Source organism: Nesterenkonia sp. HG001 (genome assembly GCF_034438835.1).
Classification (GTDB): Bacteria; Actinomycetota; Actinomycetes; order Actinomycetales; family Micrococcaceae; genus Nesterenkonia; species Nesterenkonia xinjiangensis.
Genome location: NZ_JAOSZD010000006.1, coordinates 193,017 through 216,337, shown reverse-complemented (window position 1 = coordinate 216,337; position 23,321 = coordinate 193,017). Strand labels below are relative to the sequence as shown.

The 23,321-nt window shown below is 69.6% G+C and carries 23 protein-coding genes; 16 read left to right on the top strand and 7 right to left on the bottom strand.

What is annotated here, in order from left to right; all coding sequences use genetic code 11:
• The first annotated feature begins 45 nt into the window (after positions 1-45).
• From ODE13_RS12105 to ODE13_RS12085, 5 genes are read left to right on the top strand one after another with little or no spacing between them, the layout of a single operon-like run.
• On the top strand, positions 46-1,440 hold the full coding sequence (locus ODE13_RS12105) for a glutamine synthetase family protein (protein WP_322479507.1): 1,395 nt from the start codon (positions 46-48) through the stop codon (positions 1,438-1,440).
• A complete protein-coding gene (locus ODE13_RS12100; RefSeq protein ID WP_322479506.1) occupies positions 1,421-2,167 on the top strand; it encodes a gamma-glutamyl-gamma-aminobutyrate hydrolase family protein in 747 nt (248 codons plus the stop codon). The genes ODE13_RS12105 and ODE13_RS12100 overlap by 20 nt, the downstream gene beginning before the upstream one ends.
• Entirely contained in the window at positions 2,164-3,540 is a 1,377-nt protein-coding gene (locus ODE13_RS12095) for an aldehyde dehydrogenase family protein (RefSeq protein WP_322479505.1), read from the top strand. The genes ODE13_RS12100 and ODE13_RS12095 overlap by 4 nt, the downstream gene beginning before the upstream one ends.
• A 29-nt stretch (positions 3,541-3,569) precedes the next feature.
• Positions 3,570-4,379, top strand: a complete 810-nt coding sequence (locus ODE13_RS12090; protein ID WP_322479504.1) for a 3-oxoacyl-ACP reductase — start codon at positions 3,570-3,572, stop codon at positions 4,377-4,379.
• A 30-nt stretch (positions 4,380-4,409) separates the two neighbouring features.
• On the top strand, positions 4,410-4,763 hold the full coding sequence (locus ODE13_RS12085) for a hypothetical protein (protein ID WP_322479503.1): 354 nt from the start codon (positions 4,410-4,412) through the stop codon (positions 4,761-4,763).
• Positions 4,764-4,769: 6 nt separating this feature from the next.
• Here ODE13_RS12085 and ODE13_RS12080 read toward each other — a convergent pair whose 3' ends face one another.
• Positions 4,770-5,171, bottom strand: coding sequence for a hypothetical protein (locus ODE13_RS12080; protein ID WP_322479502.1), 402 nt, complete (start codon positions 5,169-5,171; stop codon positions 4,770-4,772).
• On the opposite strand from ODE13_RS12080, the gene ODE13_RS12075 reads away from it, so the two are divergent.
• Positions 5,162-5,329, top strand: a complete 168-nt coding sequence (locus ODE13_RS12075) for a hypothetical protein (RefSeq protein WP_322479501.1) — start codon at positions 5,162-5,164, stop codon at positions 5,327-5,329. The two genes, ODE13_RS12080 and ODE13_RS12075, sit on opposite strands and share 10 nt — an antisense overlap.
• Here the strand turns inward: ODE13_RS12075 and ODE13_RS12070 are convergent.
• Positions 5,304-5,900, bottom strand: coding sequence for a hypothetical protein (locus ODE13_RS12070; RefSeq protein ID WP_322479500.1), 597 nt, complete (start codon positions 5,898-5,900; stop codon positions 5,304-5,306). The two genes, ODE13_RS12075 and ODE13_RS12070, sit on opposite strands and share 26 nt — an antisense overlap.
• A 62-nt stretch (positions 5,901-5,962) precedes the next feature.
• On the opposite strand from ODE13_RS12070, the gene ODE13_RS12065 reads away from it, so the two are divergent.
• The 8 genes from ODE13_RS12065 to ODE13_RS12030 all read left to right on the top strand — a co-directional run bounded on the left by ODE13_RS12065 (position 5,963) and on the right by ODE13_RS12030 (position 15,202).
• Positions 5,963-7,267, top strand: coding sequence for a carbamoyl-phosphate synthase (locus tag ODE13_RS12065; RefSeq protein WP_322479499.1), 1,305 nt, complete (start codon positions 5,963-5,965; stop codon positions 7,265-7,267).
• Between the two features lie 10 nt (positions 7,268-7,277).
• Positions 7,278-8,264, top strand: a complete 987-nt coding sequence (locus tag ODE13_RS12060; protein WP_179541483.1) for a carbohydrate kinase family protein — start codon at positions 7,278-7,280, stop codon at positions 8,262-8,264.
• A complete protein-coding gene (locus ODE13_RS12055) occupies positions 8,248-9,174 on the top strand; it encodes a Cof-type HAD-IIB family hydrolase (RefSeq protein WP_322479498.1) in 927 nt (308 codons plus the stop codon). Before ODE13_RS12060 ends, ODE13_RS12055 begins: the two co-directional genes overlap by 17 nt.
• Positions 9,159-9,965, top strand: a complete 807-nt coding sequence (locus ODE13_RS12050) for a glycerophosphodiester phosphodiesterase (RefSeq protein ID WP_322479497.1) — start codon at positions 9,159-9,161, stop codon at positions 9,963-9,965. The genes ODE13_RS12055 and ODE13_RS12050 overlap by 16 nt, the downstream gene beginning before the upstream one ends.
• A 5-nt stretch (positions 9,966-9,970) precedes the next feature.
• Complete coding sequence (locus tag ODE13_RS12045; RefSeq protein WP_322479496.1) at positions 9,971-11,221, top strand: sensor histidine kinase; 1,251 nt, start codon at positions 9,971-9,973, stop codon at positions 11,219-11,221.
• Between the two features lie 12 nt (positions 11,222-11,233).
• Complete coding sequence (locus ODE13_RS12040; protein WP_322479495.1) at positions 11,234-11,911, top strand: response regulator transcription factor; 678 nt, start codon at positions 11,234-11,236, stop codon at positions 11,909-11,911.
• 79 nt (positions 11,912-11,990) lie between these two features.
• Positions 11,991-12,728, top strand: a complete 738-nt coding sequence (locus ODE13_RS12035) for an ABC transporter ATP-binding protein (RefSeq protein WP_322479494.1) — start codon at positions 11,991-11,993, stop codon at positions 12,726-12,728.
• Positions 12,725-15,202, top strand: a complete 2,478-nt coding sequence (locus ODE13_RS12030; protein ID WP_322479493.1) for an FtsX-like permease family protein — start codon at positions 12,725-12,727, stop codon at positions 15,200-15,202. Before ODE13_RS12035 ends, ODE13_RS12030 begins: the two co-directional genes overlap by 4 nt.
• 42 nt (positions 15,203-15,244) lie before the next feature.
• On the opposite strand, the gene ODE13_RS12025 is transcribed toward ODE13_RS12030, so the two are convergent.
• The 5 genes from ODE13_RS12025 to ODE13_RS12005 all read right to left on the bottom strand — a co-directional run bounded on the left by ODE13_RS12025 (position 15,245) and on the right by ODE13_RS12005 (position 20,664).
• The gene (locus ODE13_RS12025) at positions 15,245-16,222 is read right to left on the bottom strand and encodes a type IV toxin-antitoxin system AbiEi family antitoxin domain-containing protein (RefSeq protein ID WP_322479492.1); all 978 of its coding nucleotides are present in this window, start codon (positions 16,220-16,222) and stop codon (positions 15,245-15,247) included.
• 175 nt (positions 16,223-16,397) lie between these two features.
• Positions 16,398-17,405, bottom strand: coding sequence for an NAD(P)-dependent alcohol dehydrogenase (locus ODE13_RS12020; protein ID WP_322479491.1), 1,008 nt, complete (start codon positions 17,403-17,405; stop codon positions 16,398-16,400).
• Positions 17,402-18,283 (bottom strand): carbohydrate ABC transporter permease, encoded by an 882-nt coding sequence (locus tag ODE13_RS12015; RefSeq protein ID WP_322479490.1) that lies wholly within the window; start codon positions 18,281-18,283, stop codon positions 17,402-17,404. Before ODE13_RS12015 ends, ODE13_RS12020 begins: the two co-directional genes overlap by 4 nt.
• Complete coding sequence (locus ODE13_RS12010) at positions 18,280-19,263, bottom strand: carbohydrate ABC transporter permease (RefSeq protein ID WP_179541491.1); 984 nt, start codon at positions 19,261-19,263, stop codon at positions 18,280-18,282. The genes ODE13_RS12015 and ODE13_RS12010 overlap by 4 nt, the downstream gene beginning before the upstream one ends.
• Positions 19,264-19,266: 3 nt before the next feature.
• Positions 19,267-20,664 carry a sugar ABC transporter substrate-binding protein gene (locus ODE13_RS12005; protein ID WP_322479489.1) on the bottom strand — a complete coding sequence of 466 codons (1,398 nt, stop codon included), beginning with the start codon at positions 20,662-20,664 and terminating at the stop codon, positions 19,267-19,269.
• A 116-nt stretch (positions 20,665-20,780) separates the two neighbouring features.
• Here ODE13_RS12005 and ODE13_RS12000 point away from each other — a divergent pair, with 116 nt between their 5' ends.
• Both ODE13_RS12000 and ODE13_RS11995 read left to right on the top strand, forming a co-directional pair.
• Positions 20,781-21,752 carry a sugar-binding transcriptional regulator gene (locus ODE13_RS12000; RefSeq protein WP_322479488.1) on the top strand — a complete coding sequence of 324 codons (972 nt, stop codon included), beginning with the start codon at positions 20,781-20,783 and terminating at the stop codon, positions 21,750-21,752.
• 148 nt (positions 21,753-21,900) lie between these two features.
• A complete protein-coding gene (locus ODE13_RS11995; RefSeq protein WP_322479487.1) occupies positions 21,901-23,313 on the top strand; it encodes a cytochrome ubiquinol oxidase subunit I in 1,413 nt (470 codons plus the stop codon).
• Positions 23,314-23,321 lie beyond the last annotated feature (8 nt).

Below are 23,321 nucleotides of genomic sequence, written 5' to 3'. Positions count from 1 at the left end.
AGACCTGCCCTCCCTCATCCGCCGACAGACGGCCCAAGGAGCACCATGAACCCCCTCGACCTCGACCAGCTGCCCGCACCCCGCAACGGCCGCATGCTCAGCGCCGCCCAGCTCGCCGCCGACATCACCTCCGGAGAGATCGACTCGGTGATCCTCGCGTTCACCGACATGCAGGGCCGCCTCCAAGGCAAGGTCATCCATGGCAGGTTCTTCCTGGACTCCGTGCTCGCCCACGGCACCGAGGCCTGCAACTACCTGCTCGCCGTCGACACGGACATGAACACCGTGGACGGCTACTCGCTGACCAGCTGGGAGACCGGCTACGGGGACATGGAGTTCATCCTCGATCACAGCACCATCCGCCGCGTCCCCTACATGGACCGCACGGCGATCATGCAGGTGGACCTCGCCACCACCGATGGCCGCCCGGTGCCGGTCTCTCCGCGCTCGCTGCTCAAGGCCCAGCAGGACAAGGCGGCCGCGCGGGGACTGACCGCGCTCGCCGGCACCGAGCTGGAGTTCGTCATGTACGAGGACTCCTATGAGGAGGCCTCACAGCGGCACTACCTCGACCTCACTCCGGCGAACCGCTACAACGTGGACTATTCGATCCTGGGGTCCCTGCGCGTGGAGCCGCTGCTGCGGGACATCCGCAACGCCATGTACCAGGCCGGAATGACGGTGGAGTCGGCGAAGGGGGAGTGCAACCTCGGCCAGCATGAGATCGCCTTCAAGTACGACGACGTCATCACCACCGCCGACAACCACACCTTCTACAAGCTCTCCGCCAAGCACATGGCCTCCCAGCGTGGGCAGTCCATCACCTTCATGGCCAAGCCGAACGCCAGAGAGGGCTCCAGCTGCCACATCCACATGTCCCTGCGCGGGCTAGACGGCGAGCTGGCCTTCTGGGACGCGGAGCACGGCCGCCGGACCAGGCTCTACGACCATTTCATCGCCGGGGTGCTGGCCACGATGCGGGAGATGACGCTCTTCTACGCCCCCAACATCAACTCCTACAAGCGCTTCGCCAAGGGCTCCTTCGCCCCGACGACGATCGGCTGGGGACTCGACAACCGCACCTGTGCGGTGCGGCTGGTCGGGGAGGGCCCCTCCGCGCGGATGGAGAACCGGGTGCCCGGGGCGGACGCCAACCCGTACCTGGCCATGGCGGCCATGCTCGCCGGTGGTCTCCACGGTGTGGAGCAGGAGCTCGAGCTGTCGGAGGCCATCGCGGGCAACGCCTACGACGTCGACGCCGACCAGGTCCCCTCCACCATGGCCGAGGCTCGTGACCTGTTCGCCGGCTCGGAGACGGTCCGGGAGCTCTTCGGCGAAGAGGTCGTCGCCCACTACACGCACTATGCCGACGTCGAGCTGGAGCAGTTCCACGCGGCCGTCACCGACTGGGAGGTGACGCGTGGGTTCGAGCGACACTGAGGAGAGGACGCCGACCCCGCGCCCGCGCATCGGGCTCACCACGTACTGGCAGCAGGGACGCTGGGGCGTGTGGGAGGACACCGCCGCCATCGTGCCCGGAAACTACGTCCGCCGGGTGGTGGAGGCCGGCGGAGTGCCGATGCTGCTTCCTCCGGTGGGCACCGATCCCGCTGTCCTGGAGGTCCTGGACGGGCTGGTCGTCATCGGCGGCACCGACGTCGATCCTGCGCGGTATGGTCACCCGACCCATTCCACCACGGTGGCCCAGCCCGACCGGGATGAGCACGACGCGCGGCTGACCCTCGCCGCCCTGGAGCGAGGCCTGCCGCTTTTCGCGATCTGCCGCGGCCTGCAGGTCCTCAACGTCGCCTGCGGCGGAACCCTGCATCAGCACCTGCCGGACCTGGTCCCCGAGGCCGGGCCGCAGTACCAGCCGGCGCCCGGGCAGTACGGAGCCGTCCAGTTCACGGTGCAGCCCGGCTCTCTGGCCGCCGGACTGCTCGGTGAGACGGCGAGCTCCCCCTGCTACCACCACCAGAGCCTCGACCGGCTCGCCCCGGGCCTGCAGGTCACCGGACGGGCGGCCGACGGCACCGTGGAGATCGTGGAGATGCCTGAGGCGCCCGGCTGGGTCCTCGGAGTCCAGTTCCACCCGGAGGAGAATCCACACGACATCCGCCTCTTCGAGGGATTCATCGAGGCCGCACGTCAGGAGGTCGCAGCATGAGCACGCACACTGTCATCAACCCCGCCACGGGAGAAGCCGTCCGTGAGGTCCCGCTGGCGGACCTGGAGCAGGCCGACGCGGCCATCGCCCGTGCGGCGGCCGCCTTCCCCGCCTGGCGCGACGTGGCCCCGCAGGATCGTGCCCGCCTGCTGCGCCGGTTCGCGCGCCTGGTGGACGAGGACATCGAGCACCTCGCTCAGCTGGAGGTCACAGGGAGTGGCCACACCATCACCAACGCCCGCTGGGAGGCCGGCAACGTCCGGGATGTGCTCGAGTACTACGCCGCCGCCCCGGAGCGGAACCTCGGACACCAGATCCCCGTCTCGGGCGGAGTGGACGTGACCTTCCACGAGCCGCTGGGAGTGGTGGGGATCATCGTCCCCTGGAACTTCCCTATGCCCATCGCCGGCTGGGGGTTCGCCCCAGCCCTGGCCGCCGGCAACACCGTGGTGCTCAAGCCGGCGGAGCTGACCCCGCTGACAGCGATCCGGCTCGGAGAGCTGGCGCTGCAGGCAGGAATCCCGGAGGGGGTGCTGACTGTGCTGCCGGGCCGGGGTGCCGTCGTCGGGGAACGCTTCGTGACTCACCCGCAGGTGAGGAAGGTCGTGTTCACCGGCTCCACCTCCGTGGGCAAGCGGATCATGGCCGGCTGCGCCGAGCAGCTCACCCGGGTCACTCTGGAACTCGGCGGCAAGAGCGCGAACATCGTCTTCGCCGACTCCGACCTGGAGGTGGCCGCCGCCCAGGCGCCCGGCGGGGTCTTCGACAACGCGGGCCAGGACTGTTGCGCACGCTCCCGGATCCTGGTGCAGCGCAGCGTCTTCGACCGGTTCATGGAGCTGCTGGAGCCCGCCGTCCGGGATGTCCGGGTGGGGGACCCCCGCTGTGAGGACACCGTGATGGGCCCGCTGATCTCCGCGCGGCACCGGGACCGGGTGGCCGGCTATGTCCAGGCTCCCGACGGCACCCCGAGGGCCGACATCGCCTTCCAGGGGGAGGCGCCCTCCGGCGAGGGCTTCTGGTTCCCTCCCACGGTGGTCATGCCGCAGGGCCCGGCGGATCGGCTCCTGACCGAGGAGGTCTTCGGGCCGGTGGTCGCCGTCGTGCCCTTCGAGGACGAGGCCGACGCGGTGCGGATCGCCAACGACTCCGACTACGGCCTCTCCGGCTCGATCTGGACCCGCGACGTCGGCCGGGCGCTGCGGGTCTCCCGCGCCGTGGAGGCCGGAAACCTCTCGGTGAACTCCCATGCCTCGGTGCGCCACTCCACACCCTTCGGCGGCTTCAAGATGTCCGGGATCGGCCGTGAGCTCGGCCCCGACGCCCTGGAGGCCTTCACCGAGGTGAAGAACGTCTTCATCTCCACCAGCTGACCCCGTCCGCTTCACTGTGAGGAGCACCCATGACTGACACCGCATCCCAGTCCCCCTTCCGTGGGCTGGTCACCAACAGGCTCGCCGGCCGAGTCGCGACCGTGACCGGCGGGGCCTCCGGCATCGGCCTGGCCACGGTCCGTCGCCTCGCGCACGAGGGAGCGACCGTGGTGATCGCCGACGTCTGCGACGAGGACCAGGGGGCCCGTCTCGCGGAGGAGGTGGGCGGGCTGTTCCTGCGCACCGACGTCACCGACGAGTCGCAGGTCATCGAGCTGTTCGCGACCACACAGGAGCGCCTCGGCGCTGTGGACGTGGCCTTCAACAACGTCGGGATCTCCCCACCCGACGACGCATCCATCCTGGAGACCGGGCTCGACGCCTGGCGGCGTGTCCAGGAGGTGAACCTCACCAGCGTCTTCCACTGCTGCAAGCAGGTGATCCCGTACATGCAGGCCCAGGGACGGGGCTCGATCATCAACACCGCCTCCTTCGTGGCGGTGATGGGCGCGGCGACGAGCCAGATCAGCTACTCCGCCTCCAAGGGCGGGGTGCTCTCGATGAGCCGGGAGCTGGGCGTGGAGTTCGCCCGGCAGGGGATCCGGGTCAACGCCCTGTGCCCCGGCCCGGTGAACACGCCCCTGCTGCAGGAGCTCTTCGCGAAGGATCCGGAGCGGGCGGCCCGCCGTCTGGTGCACGCCCCCATGGGTCGCTTCGCCGAGCCGGAGGAGATCGCCGCCGCGGTGGCCTTCCTGGCCTCCGACGACGCCTCCTTCATCACCGCCGGCGAATTCCTGGTGGACGGCGGCATCGCGGGAGCCTATGTGACTCCGATGTGATCGGGTACAGTCAGTTCAAAGGGGGAACTGATGAGCACTGACGCTGAACACGTGATGCCGCGCCGCTTCGCCGCGATCGCCGCCGCCCTGGGCCTGACCGCCGTGTTCGGCGGGTCGGCCGCCGCCGTCTCCCCACAGGAGGGCCCCGAGGCCGTCACGGCCTCGCTGAGCCCGGAGAAGCAGTCGCTGCTGGACACCGACGAGGACCTGCTGGTCACCGTGGACGTGGCGTCCAGCCAGATCACCGACGTGGCCGTGCCTGAGGCCCCCGGCGCTCCAGGACTGCTCAGCGCCTCCGAGCGAGAGCTGCTCAACTCCGGTGCCCCCACCATCGTGACCATGGACGTGGAGACCGGGGAGATCGTCTCGGTCCGCGGGGCCTGACGAGGATCAGTCGAAACCCTCCGGGTCCTCCAGGACGATCCGTCGGTAGAAGACGCTCATGGTGACGCCGGCCAGGACGACGATCGTCGTGGCCACCGCGACAGCCACCAGCAGGTCCAGGATCGCCTCACCGCGGAAGACCATCCTCGGCAGGTAGAAGGCCAGCACCGCCGTCGCCGCCGTCACAGCCGTGACGAGAGGGCGTGCCAGGATGCGTTCCAGTCCCGCGTCCGGCCTGCCACGTCGAAGCGCGCCGTACAGTGCGGCCGACCCGGCGGCTGCGAGGGCGAGCACGGAGACGATCCCGGTGAGCGGCTCGGCCTGGAGGAAGGCGACGGCGGCCTCGCGCCCTACGCCGACAGTGAACCCGGCGAGGACGACCAGGAGACAGGTCAGCGATGTCTTCACAGAAGAGGGCTCCCTTCTTCGACACTCTGCCTGCCATGGTCTCGCGGCTGCCGCAACGAGGTCCAGGCCCCGGCGCTGCGGGCCAGGAGGATGTCGAGGCCCCCTGCCTCCGCCTCTTCGACGCGGTGCTGCTCATCGGCGCCGTGCCGCGCGGCTGACCCGCTGGCGCAGTCCGCTGACCCGCACCACCGGCTCCAGCTGCCGCTCCGTCTCGCTCAGCGGCCAGCTCGACCACGGCTTCGTCGCATCCGAGATCTCCGCCCAGATCACTCCGCGTGCGTGGTGCTCACGGACCATGGCGGTGAACCGCTCACTGGCGAGTGCCTCCGGCGCGTCAGCGGCGTGCGAGCCGGTGCGCCGGGTGGCCAGCGCGGCCAGACCCCGCAGCTCCTCGGCCTCGGCCGGGCTCAGATGCGGGTGCTGTGCCGGTCGGCGGCGGGCCGGCGCGGGGCGCTCATAGGGCGGGAAGAGGGCCGCGGCGGCGTCGGCGACCTCCCCGCTGTGCCGGGAGGCCAGCTGACGCAGCCGCTCCGCGCTGACACCGCAGGGCTCGGCCAGCAGGCGCATCGGCCATCCGGCGGCGCGCCCGGCCACCGCCAGCTCGGCCAGCACTGCCCCGCGCTCCTTCTGTGCGGCCGATCGGATCGGCGCCTCCGCATAGGACCGGTGGGCCCGCACCAGGGCGTCTCGGGCATCCTCGGGAAGGGTCTCTCGCGGGGTGTCCTCCATGGGCCGACCCTAACAGCGACGTATCCAGGAATCGTCCACCGTTCTTTGCTAGCGTCGTGGCCATGCGGATACCTCAGGAGCAGGCCTTCGTCCCGGTCATCACCGGTGGAGACGTGGGCACCTACTCCCTGGCGCGCGAGTTCCATGAGGCCTTCGGGGCGATCTCGGCGATCATCCCGACCACGGTCAATCGCAACCTGAAGCACTCCCGTATCCTGGAGGCCTTCCCGGCCGGGTCGATGACCACCGCCGAACCGGTCATCGCCAAGCTCAAGGAGGTCGCCGCCCTCCTCACCGACGACGGCGCTCGGCCCCGCCCGCTGCTCCTGCTGGCCAACTACGACCACCTCGTCCGCTTCGCCGTGGACCACCGTGCCGAGCTGGAGGCGGTCGGCTACACGATCCCCTACCCCTCGGCCCAGCTGCTCGACAGGGTCGCGCTGAAGGAGAATTTCTACGCGCTCTGCGAAGAGCTCGGGGTCCCCTACCCGAAGACCGCCGCCTACGACTGCGCCGCGCACACCGAGCAGCGCGCACAGTCCTTTGCCGCCGAAGAGCTCGCCGAGGCGGGGGTCTCCTTCCCCCTGGTGCTCAAGGCCGGCGACGGCGGAGCCTGGGCGGACATCAGCTTCGAGGGACGGCGCAAGGTCCACTACGTCGACGACGCCGAGGAGCTCACCGGGCTGTTGGGCAAGGCTGCAGGCGCCGGCTACACCGGCGTGCTCATCGCCCAGGAGCACATCCCCGGCCCGGACTCCCAGCTGCGCCTGGCCACCTTTTTCTCCGACCAGACCGGCCGGGTGCGGCTCACCGCCTTCGGGGAGGTCATCGTCGAGGACCACGCCCCCGGACTGGAGGGCAACTCCCCGGCGGTGCTCACCTCCCGGGACGAGGCCGTGGAGAAGCAGGGCGCGGCGCTGCTGCGCGCCATCGGCTGGCGGGGCTTCGCGATGTTCGACATCAAGGTGGACCCGCGCGACGGCGTTGCGAAGTTCTTCGAGCTCAACCCGCGGCTGGGGCGCAACCACCACTACCTCACCGCTTCCGGAGTGAACCCGGCTCGGCTCTACGTGGAGGAGCACCTGCGCGGCGGTCTCGGCGGACCGGACCACCAGGTGGCCAAGCAGCCCGCCCTGCACACCACGCTGCCGCTGCCGCTGGTGAAGAAGCACGCCAGCGCGGATCAGCTCCGACGCATCACCGCGCTCGCCGAGCAGGGTCGCATCGTCAATCCCTTCTTCTACGACGTCGACAGTGACCTGCGGCGGACCCTCTACCACCGTGCCATGCAGGGCAAGGCGTTCCGCACCTACCGTCAGCACCCGCCGCCCGTCGGCGACCTCCGCAAGTCCGCACAACTGCGGTAGTTTAGGGGGCATGAGTGCATACCTGGCGGTCATCGGCGAGTGCCTGGTGGATGTCGTCCATTCGGAGACCTCCGCCCCGAAAGCCCACGTCGGAGGCAGCCCCTTCAATGTGGCCGTCGGGCTGGCCAGGCTTGAGCATGACGTCGTGTTCGCCGGTCGGCACGGTGAGGACGAGTATGGGCGGATGATCGCCCGCAGTCTGCGCGCCCAGGGGATCACCGCACTGCTCGACGCCGACGCGAGCCCCACCTCTGTGGCCAAGGCCGTGCTCGATCCGGCGGGTCAGGCCAGCTACGAGTTCACCCTGGACTGGACGCTGCCTCCGGCCGCCGCCCTGGAGAAGTCCTTCTGCGCCCTGGTGCAGGAGACCCGGGCTGAGGAGTCTCCCGCACTGGACCTGCTGCACACCGGCTCCATCGGGGCCATGATGCAGCCCGGGGCGGAGACCGTGAAGGGTCTGCTGCACCGTGCGCGCGACGTCGCGACCATCAGCTATGACCCCAACTACCGGCCCTCCATCATCCCCAACCGGGAGGAGGCCCGGGACCAGGCCGAGGAGTTCATCTCCCTGGCCGACGTCGTGCAGGCCTCCACCGACGACATCGACCTGCTCTACCCGGAGCGCACCCACGAGGACACCATGCGGGCCTGGCTGGAGCTGGGCCCCGGCGTCGTGATCATCACCCGTGGCTCCTCCGGAGCCATGGGCCTGGCCCGTTCCGGCTTCGTGGACCAGCCGGCGTTCTCCATCGAGGTGGCCGACACCGTCGGCGCCGGAGACTCGTTCATGGCGGCCACCCTGTCCACGCTGCGCGGCCTGGGGCTCCTCGGGGCGGCCCGTCGCGAGGCTCTGCAGGACATCACCGCCTCCCAGCTCACCGATGTGCTCAGCACCGCCGCCCGCGCGGCCGCGATCACGTCCTCACGCTTCGGCGCCCAGCCGCCCACCGCCGCGGAGCTCGGGGCCGCGCTCGAAGAGGGTGCAGAGCCTGCGTAGCGCACCGGTGACCACGCTGGAGAGGACCCGGCTGATCGCCAGCGACATCGACGGCACCATCCTCAGCTACGCCTCGGCCGAGACCGGGATCGTCACCGACCGTACCGTGGCCGCCTTCCGCGCGGCCCGCGACGCCGGTGTGCGCATCGTGCTGGTGACCGGTCGCCCGGTGCGCTGGCTCAAGCCGGTGGCCGACGCGCTGGGCGGGATCGGTCCGGTCATCTGCTCCAATGGGGCGGTGGTCTACGACCTCGCTGAGCAGCGGCTGCTGCGCGAGGACCCCATGGAGGAGGCCACCCTCTTCGCCGTGAAGGATCACATCCTCGAGATCGATGCGCAGGCCAGCTTCGCCGCCGAGACCCTTCAGAACCTGCACGCCGAGCCGCCCTTCCTGGTGGACTCGCTGTTCTTCGAGGAGGACCGCCGCCGCGCCGCTGGTGTCACCGACGACATGTTGCGCCTGGGGCGGCTCGACGACACCCTCGGTCGCCATGACAGCCGCTCCCGCCCCGGTGTGGTGAAGCTGCTGGCCAAGACGACCGCCATGGACGCCGACGCGTTCCTGGAGACGGTCCGGTCTCGGGTCGGCCAGCTGGTCACCGTGACCCACTCCGCCCCCGGGGTCAGCCTCCTGGAGATCTCCGCCAAGGGTGTGGACAAGGCGGCCGCACTGAGGCGGTTCGCCGCCGCCGAGGGGATCACCAGGGACCAGGTCATCGCCTTCGGGGACATGCCCAACGACATCGAGATGCTCCAATGGGCCGGCACCTCCTGGGCCGTGGGCTCGGCCCACCCGATGGCCCGCTCGGCCGCGAGGCATCTCACCGCGGACTGCGACGCCGACGGCGTCGCGCTGGTGCTGGAGGACCTGCTCGACGGCGGGGACGGTGTCCTGTGGCGTACCTCCTGAACACGGTGCCCGGGCCCCTGGAGGGTCAGGTGCTGGCCTTCGCCCACCGAGGCGCGGACCCCGAGCGGGAGAATACGATGGGTGCCTTCCGCCGCGCCGTCGAGCTGGGCTTCCGCTACCTGGAGATCGACGTCCGAACCGCCGCCTGCGGCACCCTGGTGGTCTTCCACGACGAGATCCTCGACCGGGTCACCGACGGCACCGGCAAGCTGCGGGAGAAGACCTGGGAGCAGCTCTCCCGGCTGCGCGTCGGCGTCACGGGCCGCGCCGGTGACGACGACGCGCGGCTGGTCCGCTTCGAGGACCTGCTCACCACCTGGGACGATGTCCACCTCAATGTGGACCTCAAGGACGCCCAGGCGGTGGAGGAGTTCGTCCGCATCGTCGAGGAGCATCAGGCCCATGACCGTGTCCTGGTCGCCAGCTTCAACGACGCTCGACGCCGGCGAGTCACCCGGCGGCTGACCCGCCGCATGCTCACCTCGGCCGGGCTGGCCTCCACCGCCGCGTTCGTCCTGCTCGGCCCGTTGGGGCTGATGCGCGCGATGTCCGGCCGGATCGCCGCCGTCGACTGTCTCCAGGTGCCGGTGCGGCAGGGCCCGATCCGGATCATCACCCCAGGATTCCTGCGCCGCTGCCACCGGGCCGGACTGCAGGTCCACGTCTGGGTGGTGGACGACGCGCAGGAGATGCACCGGCTCATCGACCTGGGTGTGGACGGACTGATGACCGACGACGCCGAGGCGCTCGCCGAGGTGATGCGCACCCGCTCCGTGTGGCCCCAGCGATGACGACGATGCAGCCTCTCCACGTGCGGCTCTGGCAGACGCTGGGCCGGCGCCCATGGATCCTCGACGGGGGGCTGATCGCCCTCCCGCTGGCGCTGATCGCCGTGCTGACCGCCGTGGGCGCGGAGGGACGCACGCTGTTCGGCGGGCAGGGGCCCTGGCTGCTCGTGCTGTCCCTGGACCTGATGACCACCCTGCCGCTGGCGGCCCGTCGCTCCCGACCGGCGTGGGCCGCCGGGCTCATCGCCCTCGGCGCGCTCGGGCAGGTGCTCACCCTCACCGGGCCCGGGTACACCGCGCTCACCGTCCCGATCGTGCTCTACTCAGTGGCGAAGTTCGGCACTCGGCGGGCTTCCCGGCTGTACCTGATCGTGGCGCTGATCGGCGCCGTCCTGCTGGGCGGGCAGGTTTTCGTCCAGCAGATGATCTTCCTCGGCGGTCCGCCGGTCGACCCCATGACGTTCGTCCTGGTCCTGCTGCTCACCGGATTCTCGGCGGCGGTGGTCATGGTCGCCTGGCTGCTGGGCGATCTCGGGGGGCGTCGCCGTCGGGAGATCGCCGCCATCACCGAGCGCAACGAGCTGCTCGAGCTGGAGCGTGAGCATGAGACGCGGCTGGCCGCCGACGCCGAGCGGATGCGCATCGCCCGGGAGATGCACGATGTGATCAGCCATTCCATGTCGGTGATGATCGCCCAGGCCGACGGCGGCCGGTACGTGGTCGCCCAGGACCCGCAGCGCGCGGGGGAGGCCTTCGAGACCATCGGACGGACCGGTCGGGAGGCGCTCACCGAGATGCGCAGCATGCTCGGTGTCCTGCGTGAGGAGCGTGAATCCCTGCTGCTTCGGCCTTCTCCGGGTCTGGAGGACCTGGGCCGGATGATCGCCGACGTGCGTGCCGCCGGCCTGCCCGTGGAGCTGAACGACCGGGTGGCCGAGACTCTCGGCAGGCCGCCCGCTCTGCCCGAGGGCGCCGGGCTGGCGGTGCACCGCATCGTGCAGGAGGCCCTGACGAACACGCTGAAGCACGGCGGCCCGGAGGCCTCGGCCACGGTGGCCCTCCAGGCCGAGGGCGGCTGGCTGATCGTCGCGGTGCGGGACACCGGCCGCGGCTCTCGGGCTGAGACGGACGGAGCCGGCTCCGGGCTGCTGGGCATGGCAGAGCGAGCCCGGCTCCATGGAGGCACCGTGGAGACGACGGCGCACACCCGAGGTTTCGACGTCGTCGCTCGGCTCCCGCTGACAGACCAAGATGAGTGACGAGGAGATCCGATGACCACCACCGGTGTGTTGCTGGCCGACGACCAGGCGCTGCTGCGCGCCGGATTCGCGATGGTCATCGATTCCCAGCCCGACATGCAGGTCCTGGCCCAGGCCGGTGACGGGCAGCAGGCCCTCGAGGCGGTGGCGACGCACGCCCCTGACGTGGTGCTCATGGACATCCGCATGCCGGTGCTCGACGGATTGGAGGCCACCCGCCGACTCACCTCGGGGACGGCGGGGCGGGATGCGCCGAAGATCATCGTGCTGACCACCTTCGACACCGATGAGTACGCCGTGGAGGCGCTGCGGGCAGGAGCCTCCGGCTTCCTGCTCAAGGATGTCCAGCCGGAGATCCTGCTGGACTCCATCCGCACGGTCACCACCGGCGGGGCGGTGATCGCGCCCACCACCACCCGGCGTCTTCTCGACTCCACGCTGCTGTCCGGTGCCGGACGCCGGCTGCCCACCGCCGCACAGCGGGCGAAGCTGGACTCACTCACCGCAAGAGAGGCTGAGATCCTGCAGGAAATGGCCACCGGAGACTCCAACGGAGAGATCGCCCGTCGACTGTTCCTCTCCGAGGCCACCGTGAAGACCCATGTGGGGCATGTGCTCACCAAGCTGGAGGTCCGGGACAGGGTGCAGGCAGTGGTGTTCGCCTACGACTCCGGGCTGGTGGGGGACTGATCTCTCATCCTGCAGGATGAGAGGGGAACCATCCTCTGTTCCGATGTGGGCTGACCTGGGCGGACCATAGCGTGGAGGTATGACACACGCACCTTCCGTCGCCGTCCGTGCGACCGACCTCACCAAGATCTACGGCTCCGGCGACACCGCCGTCCGGCCGCTGAAGCGCCTCAGCCTGGAGATCCCGGCTGCTCGGTTCACCGCTGTGATGGGGCCCTCCGGTTCCGGCAAGTCCACCCTGATGCACGTGCTCGCCGGCCTCGACGTCGCCGACGGCGGCAGCGTCGTCGTCGGGGACGTGGAGCTCACCGGGCTGGAGGACAAGCGGCTGACCCGGGTGCGCCGGGAACGCCTCGGGTTCATCTTCCAGGCCTACAACCTGGTGCCGGCGATGACCGCCGAGGAGAACATCCTGCTGCCCTCCCGGTTGGGACGAACCCCCGTGGACCGACAGTTCGTGGACCTCGTGGTGGAGCGGCTCGGACTGACCGGACGGCTGCATCACCGGCCCTTCGAGCTCTCCGGCGGGCAGCAGCAGCGCGTCGCCGTCGCCCGCGCCCTGGTCTCCCGGCCTGAGGTGATCTTCGCCGACGAACCCACCGGCAACCTGGACCAGGCGGCCGGCGCCGAGGTGCTGGAGCTGCTCCGTGCCGCCGTCGACGAGTTCGGGCAGACCGTCATCATGGTCACCCACGACGCCGCGGCCGCCGCCCGGGCTGACAGGACGGTGCTGCTGGCCGACGGTCAAGTGGTGGACACCCTCGAGGCGCCCACCGCCGAGCAGCTGGCGGCCGCGATGATCGAGGCCGGCCGATGAACACGATCCTGCGCACGAACCTGCGCTCGGGCGGCACCCGGCTGTTCGCGGCGGGTGCCGCCATCGCGGTGGCGGTCGCCTTCGTGGTGACCTCTCTGCTGATGGTCGACGCCTTCAGCCGCACCATGGAGTCCCAGGCGGAGGCCGAAGCCGCCGGTGCCGACCTGATGGTCAGCGTCGGTGGCGTGATCGAGGATCCCGACGAAGCCGAGGAGCTGGCCGGGGAGGTGGGGGAGCTCGACGGGGTGGCCTCCGCCCAGCTGATCCGCACCGGCTTCGCTCCCGCTGACTTGGGAGGGCGGGACGGGTACCTGTCCGTCTCCGAGCTGCCCGAGCATCTCCCGACGGAGTTCTCCGCAGGGAACGCGCCGCGGGCCGCCGGTGAGATCGTCCTCTCCGAGCAGTTCGCAAGCGCCTACGCCCTCAGCGTCGGGGACACGGTGACCTCTTCGGACTTCGACGGTGACACGACGGGGGTGCCCTATACCGTGGTGGGGCTGATCAGCGGCGTCCAGGGCGCCGGTGCGGCCTTCGTCACCGCCGAGGGGATGGACGCCTTCCCGGAGGAGGCATACGCGGATTCCGTCCGCGTGGTGCTCGCCGGGGATCTGCATGGGGACCCGGCCGCGCAGCGGATCGCTCAGGAGCAGATCCAGCAGCTCGCCCCTGAGCTCGAGGTGCTCACCCACGAACAGATCGTTGAAGCCTGGCTGGAGGACCTCTCCGGCAGCGGTGACATTCTGATGAGCATCGGGCTGGGCTTCGGAGCGATCGCCGTCTTCGTGGCCGGGCTGGTCATCACCAACACCTTCGGGGTGCTGGTGGCCTCCCGGATGTCGACGCTGGCACTGCTGCGCGCCATCGGAGCCACCGCCCGCCAGATCAAGCAGGCGACGATCGCCGAAGGGGCGCTGCTGGGATTGGCAGGCTCCGCGGTGGGTGTGCTGCTGGGCCTCGGCGCCGCCTACGGCCTGGGTGCTGCGGCTCGTGGCTTCTGGCTGGAGGAGTTCGCGGCCGTGCAGCTCACCGGGGCCGCCGTCGTCGTCGGATTGGTGCTGGGCACACTGGTGACGAGTGCGGCCAGCCTGTTCCCCGCGCTGCGTGCCGGGCGCACCTCGCCGATGCAGGCGCTGCGCCCGGTCGACGTCGCTCCCGCCGAGGGCGGGGTGCCGCGGGTGCGGACCGCAATCGGTGCCGTGCTGGCCGTGCTGGGGCTGGGCACGGTGGTGGCCGCCGCGCTGCTCCACAGCTCGCTGCTCGGCGTCGCCGGGGCGATGACGGGGTTCCTCGGGGTGCTGCTGGCCGCCCGGGCGATCGTCCCTGCCGCGGTGCGCGGACTTGGACTGCTGCTGGCGCGGATCACCGGCGGAGAGGTGCCCCGGCTGGTGGCGCAGAACGCCCGGCAGACCCCTGGCCGACTCGCCACCACGACCTCTGCGCTGCTGATCGGGGTGACGCTGGTCGTGACCATGACGGTCGGCGCGGCGACCGCCCAGCGATCGCTGGACAAGGATCTCGCGGAACGGTATCCGGTCGACGCCGCCGTGGCCTCCACCGAGTCTGACGCCGCCCTGTCCGCAGATGACGCCGTGACCGGCAGCGTGACCCTCGCCGGGGAGCAGGCCGAACTGGCCACGGAGGACGGGGAGACCGCCCCGGTGCAGGTGGTGTCCGGCTCCGCGGAGGACGTGGAGACCGTGGCTCGACGCGCAGAGGTGCTGCCCGAGTCGGGGAAGGCGCTGATGGCGTCCTCCTTCTATGAGGGTGAGCAGCCGGTGGCCGCCTGGGGCGAGACCGCTCGGGTGACGCTGAGCACCCCGGGGGAGGAGTCGCTGCAGGTGGAGGCCGAATTGGCCGGGTGGCTGCCCGCCGGGACCGTGCTGGTGGCCTCCGGATCCGGGTGGGACCTGGAGGAGGCCGCCGGACAGACCTGGCTGCGGATCAGTGATGCGGCCTCCGCTGATGAGGTGATGCGCGTGGGTTCCACGCTCACCGATGTCGTGGGGGAGCAGACCCCCTCGACGGTGGAGGCGGCGCTGTCGCGGGCCTCCTTCTCGGAGGTGATCGACACCGTGCTGCTGGTGGTGCTGGTGCTGCTGGCCGCCTCCGTGGTGGTGGCGGTGATCGGGGTGTCCAACACCCTGGCGCTGTCGGTCTTCGAACGCCGGCGCGAGGCCGCCCTGCTGCGGGCGCTGGGTCTCACCCGCGGCGGGGTGCGTCGTCTGGTGTCCACCGAGGCGGTGCTGATGGCGGTCGTGGCGCTGCTGCTCGGCGGTGGGCTGGGCGTGTTCTTCGGCTGGGCCGGAGTGTCCTCCCTGGTGGCCGAGGACGTGATGGGCGTGGCGCTCGCGGTCCCCTGGGGCCGGCTGGGGCTGATCGTCGGTGCGACGCTGCTCGCCGCCGTCGTCGCCTCGGCGATCCCGGCCCGCGCGCTGGGTCGCACCGAGCCTGCTGCGGGCCTCTCGCGGGAGTAGCGCTCCCCTGCTGCGCCTGCGTTGCCTCCGGAACCAATGTCACTAAAACTCGCGTAAGTGCGAGTATTCCGACAATGGCTCCGGAGGCAACGTCAGGGCGTGGGCCACGCGAGCGACGATGCGGCGGAACCCGTCGCGGAGATCCTCCGCGTTGGCGTGGATGATCCGCCAGCCGTCCTGTTCGAAGGCACGGTCGCGACGTTGGTCCTTCGCCTGCTCGGCCGCAGAGAAGTGCCCGCTGCCGTCGTACTGGATCACGATCTTCAGCTCCGAGTATCCGAGGTCGCCCGACCAGGGGCTCCCGGGCCGCGGTCGGACCTGGAGCTCCGGTTCCGGGAGCCCGGAATCGAGCAGGGCGAGCCGAAGGAAGCTCTCGGGACGGGAATCCGCACCGATCCGAATCAGCTCGAGTGCGGCGCGCCCCTTGACGATGCCCTTGGTCTTGCGGTGCGCCCCGACCAGCTCGGCCAACGATGACGGCGTCTCCCAGGGATCGTCGCGTCCCTCGAGGGCCGGCCGGGGATGTCGGACCAGCTGATCCCCTAGGGCGACGAGCTCCTTCAGGGGCAAGTCCCGCATGAGATCGAAGTACACCCGCGCCGGCCGACTCACCGGCAGCCCCAGGTGCTCCGTGACCTCGCCGTCCTCCACGACCACCGCGTGCGATCGGAGGCCTGGGAGGCGATGGGTCGTCGTCGAGGACTCGGCCCGGCTCAGGTGGATCGGGGATGAACCGTCCAGCCAGGACGGCAGGTCCAGGCCGTAGAGGGCCGCGGCGGTCGCGTGGCTGAACCAGAATCCGGGGTACTCGTGGTGCAGGGCTCGCAGCGTGCTCATGAACCGCGCATGCTGGGTCGATGGGGAGAAGACTGGCTGGGCTGTGCATCGGTACAGGCCATGGCCGACGCGGGTGATGTCGCCTGCGCGGAGGCGCCGCGGCGAGACCCCGAGCTCCAGGGCGCGTCGTCGAGAGAAGACTCCCTCGAGGAGTTCTGTGGGGAGGGGCGACGGTCGACGCATGCCCTGGAGTCTCCGGGTGAATGTCGCACGTGAGGAGGGGCAAGGCCCCGGCTGTGGAGCTCCCGGGCGTGTTGGGAACGCTGTGGAGGAGGTCATCGCCCGTTGCCTCCGGAACCGTTGTCGGAATACGCTCACTTAAGCCACGTTTAGCGACAACGGCTCCGGAGGCAACGCATTAGGACGGGTGTACGATCGCCTTCAGCGTGCGCGGGTCGGCCGCGGCCGTGAGGGCCTCGGCGGTCTGTTCCAGGCTGAATCGGCCGGTGACCAGCCGGTCCAGATCCACACGTCCGGAACGGACCAGCTCGATGGCGGTCGGCCACGTGTTGGCATATCGGAAGACTCCGGTGACCTCGAGCTCACGGTTTTGCACCGTGGTGAGCGGGATCATGACGTCATCGGCGCCCATGCCGATGAGCACGGCCCGTCCGGCCGGGCCCAGCGCCCGCAACCCGGCATGGATGGCTGGAGGTGCGCCGGAGGCCTCCAGGAGGACATCGGCGCGCATCTCCGAGAGGTCGGTGTCGGCGACGACGGCGCGTGTGGCGCCGAACGTCTCCGCCAGCCTCAGCCGGTCCTCGGAGACGTCGGTGACCACGACCTCGGAGGCCCCCAGCGCGCGGGCGACTTGGGTGAGGATCAGCCCGATCGGTCCGGCACCGGTGACCAGTACGCGGTCGCCGATGCCGAGGCGCGCCTTGCGGGTGGCCGCGACCGCCACAGAGAGCGGCTCCAGCAGCGCCCCGGCCTCCGCCGAGATCTCATCGGGCAGCCTGTGGGCGAACATCGACGGGATGGTCACGTACTCGGCGAAGGCGCCGTCCACCGGAGGTGTGGCGAAGAACTGCACGCGAGGGTCGAGGTTGTAGCGACCGGCCCGCGCCTCGGGGGAGGACCAGTCGATGCGCTGGGGCTCCACGGAGACGCGCTCCCCCAGCCGGGAGAAGTCCACGCCGTCTCCCGTTGCGGCGATGACCCCGGCGCTCTCGTGCCCCAGGATGAGCGGGTCTTCCACGACGAACGGTCCGATCCGGCCCTGCCTGTAGTAGTGCACGTCAGAGCCGCAGATGCCGACGGCAGTCACGCGGACCAGCACGTCACCGGGGCCCGGGACGGGGATCCGGCGTTCCTCGAGGACGATGTCACCGGGGGTGCGCAGCACCGCGGCGCGCATGCGGCTCATTTCACGGCTCCCATGGACAGGCCTCGGACGAGCTGCTTCTGGGCGAACCAGCCGGCCAGGACCACCGGCAGGGAGGCTAGCACCGAGGCGGCGGAGAGCTGAGCGAGGAACTGGCCCTCCGAGGTCATGGTGCTCATCAGGTAGACCGGCACGGTGGCGGCATTGGCCGCGGTGAGGTTCAACGCGAAGAAGAACTCGTTCCAGGCGAAGATCACGCAGATCAGCGCGGTGGCCGCGATTCCCGGGGTGACCATGGGGATGAGCACCCGGCGCATGGTCAGCATCAGCGAGGCTCCGTCCATGGAGGCGGCCTCGAGTACCTCGCCGGGCACCTCTAGGAAGAAGGAGCGCATCATCCATACCGCGATCGGCAGGTTCATCGCGGTGTAGAGGATGATCAGCGTGATGATGTTGTCCAGCATGCGGAGCTGACCGGCGATCACGTAGATCGGCATGATTACCGCCACGATGGGCAGCATCTTGGTGGAGATGAAGAAGAAGAGCACGTCCTGGGTGCGCTTCACCGGGCGGATGCTCAGCGCATAGGCCGCCGGCACGGCCATGGCGATGACCAGCAGCGTGGAGACGGCGGTGGCCACCAGCGAGTTCAGGAAGTAACCGCCGGCCTCTGAGGTGAAGATTGCTCGGTACTGGTCCAGGGTGGGACTGAAGAGGAAGGTCGGGGGCGAGGAGGCGGCGTCGGACTCCTGCTTGAAGCTGGTGAGCACCATCCACAGCACCGGGGCGAAGAAGATGAACGCTGCCGCCCAGGCCAGACCGGTGAGCAGGTTCCCGACGGCGCGGGGCCGGCTGCCACCCTGTGGTCCGGTGACCGAGCGGTTCCGGGGTGCGGCGGGCGTCTCGACTGCGGCGGTCATGACTGCTCCTTGGAGTTGATGCTGCGGAAGATCAGCCGCAGGGCGAACATGGCGATGACGATGGTGGCGATGACGGTGACCACGCCCATGGCGGCGGACTGACCGATGTCGAACCCGAGGAAGGCCCGCTGGTAGATGTAGAAGGGCAGGTTCGCGCTGGCGGTGCCGGGACCTCCGGCAGTCATCAGGTAGATGTGGTCGAAGGTGTTGACCACGTAGATCGCCCCCAGCAGCACCGAGAGCTCCAGGTAGAACCGCAGGTGGGGCAGGGTCACGAACAGGAACGTCTTCCACGCGCCGGCGCCGTCGATGGAGGCGGCTTCGAGGACGTCCTTGGACTGGGACTGCAGCCCTGCCAGGAGCAGAAGCATCATGAAGGGAGTCCACTGCCAGACCAGGGCCACGATGATCGAGAAGACCGGGAACTGGGAGGTCCAGTCCACAGGGGAGATCCCTACCAGTCCGATCAGCCAGTTCACCAGCCCGTAGCTGGGATTGAACATCGAGATGCTCCACAGCATCGCGCCGGCCACCGGCATGATGAGGAACGGGGTGATCAGCAGGGTCCGGACGAGGCCCCGTCCGACGAACCTCCGGTCCAGCAGCAGGGCGAGTCCGAGTCCCAGCAGCACGGAGACGAAGACACAGCCGAGAGTGATCAGCACCGAGTTCATCGCCGCGGTGCGGAAGGTGGAGTCCACGAAGAGGTCGGCGAAGTTGCGCAGTCCGACGAACTGGTCGCCTTCGGGACGGAGCAGGTTCCGGGACCGCAGCGAGTACCAGATGGTCAGCAGGAAGGGAACCTGCGTGCAGACGATCACGAACAGCAGCGCCGGCAGCAGCGGCAGCCGACGACGTCGTGCCTCCGCCTTCTCTGCGGCGCGGTGGGCACGGAGACGATCATCGAGGGCGGAGGTCCGTGGGCGGACCTTGTCGCCTCCGCTGTGCGGAGCGATGCGGGTGTCAGCAGGGGTGGCCATGGCTCATCCCTCCCATCCATAGGTGCGGGCGACGGACTCGGCGAAGGTCTGGGACTGGCTCAGCGCCTCGTCCACGCTCTGCCGGCCCGCCACCGCGGCAGAGATCTGCTGGGCCACGCGGGTGCCGACGTCCTGGAACTCGGGGATGCCGACGAACTGCAGTCCGGGGTAGGGGACTTCGTGGAGCATGCAGTTCTCCTGGGTCGCGTGATCCATCGAGTACAGGGTGGGCTCCGCGTAGTTCTCGGCCAGCGCGGCATACTCGGGGATCTCATAGGTGGACTGGCGTGAACCCGGGGGGAGCACCTCCCAGCTGAGCTCCTCTCCGACGAGCCGGAAGTAGTCCGGGTGAGTCATCCAGGAGATGAAGTCCCAGGCCGCCTGCTTGTGCTGGCTGGTCTCTGGGATCGCGAGGCTCCAGGCGTAGAGCCAGCCCGCATGGTTGCTCTCCATGACGGGGGCGAGCGCGTAGCCGACGTCGCCCACCACGGTGGACGAGGCGGGGTTCTCGATCCCGGAGACCATGGAGGAGGCGTCGTACCACATGGCGGCGTTGCCCTGGCTGACGCGGGTGAGGCAGTCTCCGAACCCGGAGGTCGCGGCTCCCGGCTGGCCCCAGGTGCGGACTGTGTCGACGTAGGTGGACACGGCCGCGTGGACTTCAGGGGAGTCGAGCATGGGACGCCAGTCCATGTCGAACCATCGGCCGCCGAAGGTGTTGACCACCGTGTTGAGCGGCGCGAGGACCTCGCCCCAGCCGGCGAGGCCCCGCAGCGCGACGCCGGAGACGCCGTCCTCGGGGGCATTCAGCTCGGCGGCGAACTCGCGGACCTGATCCCAGGTCGGCTGGCGGGGCATCTCGAGGCCTGCCGCCTCGAAGAGGTCCCGACGGTAGGCCAGGAACGAACTCTCGCCGTAGAACGGGACCGAATGCTGCCGCCCTTCGTGAGAGAGGGCCTCACGGATGGTCGGGATGAAGTCCTCCGCGTCATAGCCCCGGGTCTCTGCGATGTAGGGCTCGAGGTCGGTGAGCCATCCGTTCGCCGACCACATGGGTGTCTCGTAGTTGGAGATCATCACCACGTCGAACTCGCCGCCGCCGGAGGCGACGGAGGCGGTAATCTTCGCCCGGGCCTCGTTCTCGGGCAGGGAGACGAATCGGACGTCGACGTCGGGGTGGGCCGCGCGGAAGTGGTCGATCAGCCCCATCGCGTCCTGCATCTGGGGGTTGGAGACGATGGCGACGACGATGGTCTCTCGGGTGCCGGCGGCCGTCCCTGTGGCGCAGCCGCTCAGGCCGAGGGTCGCAGCGCCGAGCCCCGCGCCGAAGCCGGCGCCGAGGAGAGTGCGTCTGCTCAGGGCCGAGCCGGAGGACCTGCTGGAGGGAGGATGCGGTGTCATGGGGAGTCCGTTCTTCGCGGAGGCACGATGTCCATGCTCATATGAGAGTGATCTATCGCTCATTTGATACGTGATCGTAGTCATATATGCTCGAATGAGCAAGCATTGGAGGCATCATGACGTCCGACCCGCAGGATGAGCGGCGTGATCTGACGCTGCTGGCCGACCTGGCGACGGAGTACTATCTCGGGGGGCTCTCGAAGGTCGAGATGGCTCGTCGTCATGGGCTCTCGCGCTTTCAGGTCGCGCGACTTCTGGATCAGGCCCGGGATGAGGGCATCGTCCGGATCACCATCGTCAACCCCTCCGACGGAGGGACCGAGCATGACGGCCTCGCCGAGAGGCTCGGCGTCTCCTCGGTGACCGTGGTCGCCCAGCGCTCAGATGAGACGCTGCGCTCGGCGCTGGCCCGCCAGGTCGCGGACCTCCTCCCTCGTCGCCTGCATGACGGCGCGCGCCTCGGGGTGGCGTGGTCGCGTACGCTGATGCACCTGCCCGAGCATCTGGGGGAGCTGCCCAAGGTGGACGTCGTCCAGCTCGTCGGGCCGGTCAGCGCCCCGGGGTCCACCACGGGGGAGTCCTCGACCCTCGTCCATCGCCTGGCGTCACGGGCGGGCGGGCAGATCTGGCCGCTGCCGACCCCGCTGATCGTGGACTCCCCGGAGGTCGCTGCCGCGCTGCGCTCCTCCGCCGAGGTGCGCTCAGCTCTGGATGCGGCCGATGAACTTGACGTCGCCGTGATCGCCATCGGCGCCTGGGACGCGGGGATCTCGACCGTCTGGGCGAGGGTGAGCGACGAGGAGAAGCAGCTGGCGCGCGACGCCGGAGCGATCGCGGAGTGCTCCGGCATCCTGCTCGATGCGCAGGGGCGCGTGGCGAGGACCGGCATGGAGAAGCGTGTCATCGGGGTGACTCCGGAGCAGCTGCGGCGCACCCGGGTGCTCGCGGTGGCCCCCGCCGTCGGCTACCCGGAGGCGGTGCTGGCCGCGGCCCGGGGCGGCTTCGTCGACGATCTGGTGATCTCGGCGGATCTGGCGGATCAGCTGATGGACCTGCTGGCCGCCGAGCGGCTCGACGCCCTGGGCTGATCGCCCAGAGGTCCCGAAGGTCACATTTCTACAACTTGTAGAAAAGTCTTCTACAAGCTGTAGAATTCAGAGGGAGGCGAGGCCGCGAGGACGGCCGCCTCCACGCCACGACCCCGTGACGCGGCCCTGCGAAGACTCAGGTGAGCCCGTGGAAGAACTCTTCGACCCTCTGTCCCTGGCGCGCTGGCAGTTCGGACTGACCACGCTCTACCACTTCCTCTTCGTCCCGCTGACCATCGGGATGGCGCTGATGGCCGCCATCATGCAGACCGCCTGGCACCGCACCGACGACGTCAAGTACCTGAAGCTGACCAAGCTGTTCGGCAAGATCTTCCTGATCAACTTCGCCATGGGCGTGGTCACCGGCATCGTCCAGGAGTTCCAGTTCGGGATGAACTGGTCCGAGTACTCCCGCTTCGTCGGGGACGTCTTCGGTGCCCCGCTGGCCATCGAGGGACTGGCCGCGTTCTTCTTCGAGGCCACCTTCATCGGCCTGTGGATCTTCGGCTGGGGCCGCATCCCGCGGCTGGCCCACCTGGCGTGCATCTGGACCGTGTTCGTCGCCAGCACGCTCTCGGCGTACTTCATCCTGGCCGCCAACGCCTTCATGCAGAACCCCGTCGGCTACAGCTTCAACCACGAGCGCGGGCGCGCCGAGCTGACCAGCCTGTGGGAGGTGCTCTCCAACCCCGTAGTGCTCGCGGCGTTCCCGCACACCATCTTCGCGGCGATCATGTTCGCCGCCACGGTGATGATCGCCGTCGCCGCCTGGCACCTGCGCCGCGGCCAGCACACCGAGACGATGCGCCCGGCGCTGAAGACCGGCCTGTGGGCCAACGTGCTGGCCTTCCTGGGGGTGGGAGTCTCCGGCGACCAGCTCTCCCTGGCCATGGTGGACGCCCAGCCGATGAAGATGGCCGCCGCCGAAGGGCTCTACGAGACCACGAACGCGGCGAGCTTCTCGATCTTCACCCTCGGCACCCCCGACGGCGCCTCCGAGCTGTTCTCCATCCGGATCCCGTATCTGCTCTCCCTGCTGTCCACCCACACGCTCGACGGCGAGGTGGAGGGCATCAACGATCTGCAGGCCCAGTACGTCACCCAGTTCGGAGCCGGGGACTACACGCCGCTGATCTGGGTCACCTACTGGTCCTTCCGGTGGATGATCGGCCTCGGGGCGGTCTCCGCCCTGATCTCCCTGGTGGGACTGTGGCTGACCCGGAAGAACGCGCGGCAGCTGCCGGCCCGCCAGGAGCAGCTGATGTGGCGGATCTTCATCTGGGCCGCCCCGCTGCCGCTGCTCGCCTCCCTGGTGGGCTGGATCTTCACCGAGATGGGCCGTCAGCCGTGGATCGTCTTCGGGCTGATGAAGACAGAAGCCGCGGTCTCCCCGAACGTCTCCGGCCTCGACGTGGCGATCTCCTTGGCCGCCTTCACGCTCATCTACGGGATCCTCGCCGTCGTCGAGTTCAAGCTCATCCTCAAGGCCGCCCAGGAGGGGCCCCCTGAACTGGACGAGGATGTCGACGCCGACTCCGACGACCTCGCTGTCGTGTACTGATCAGGAGC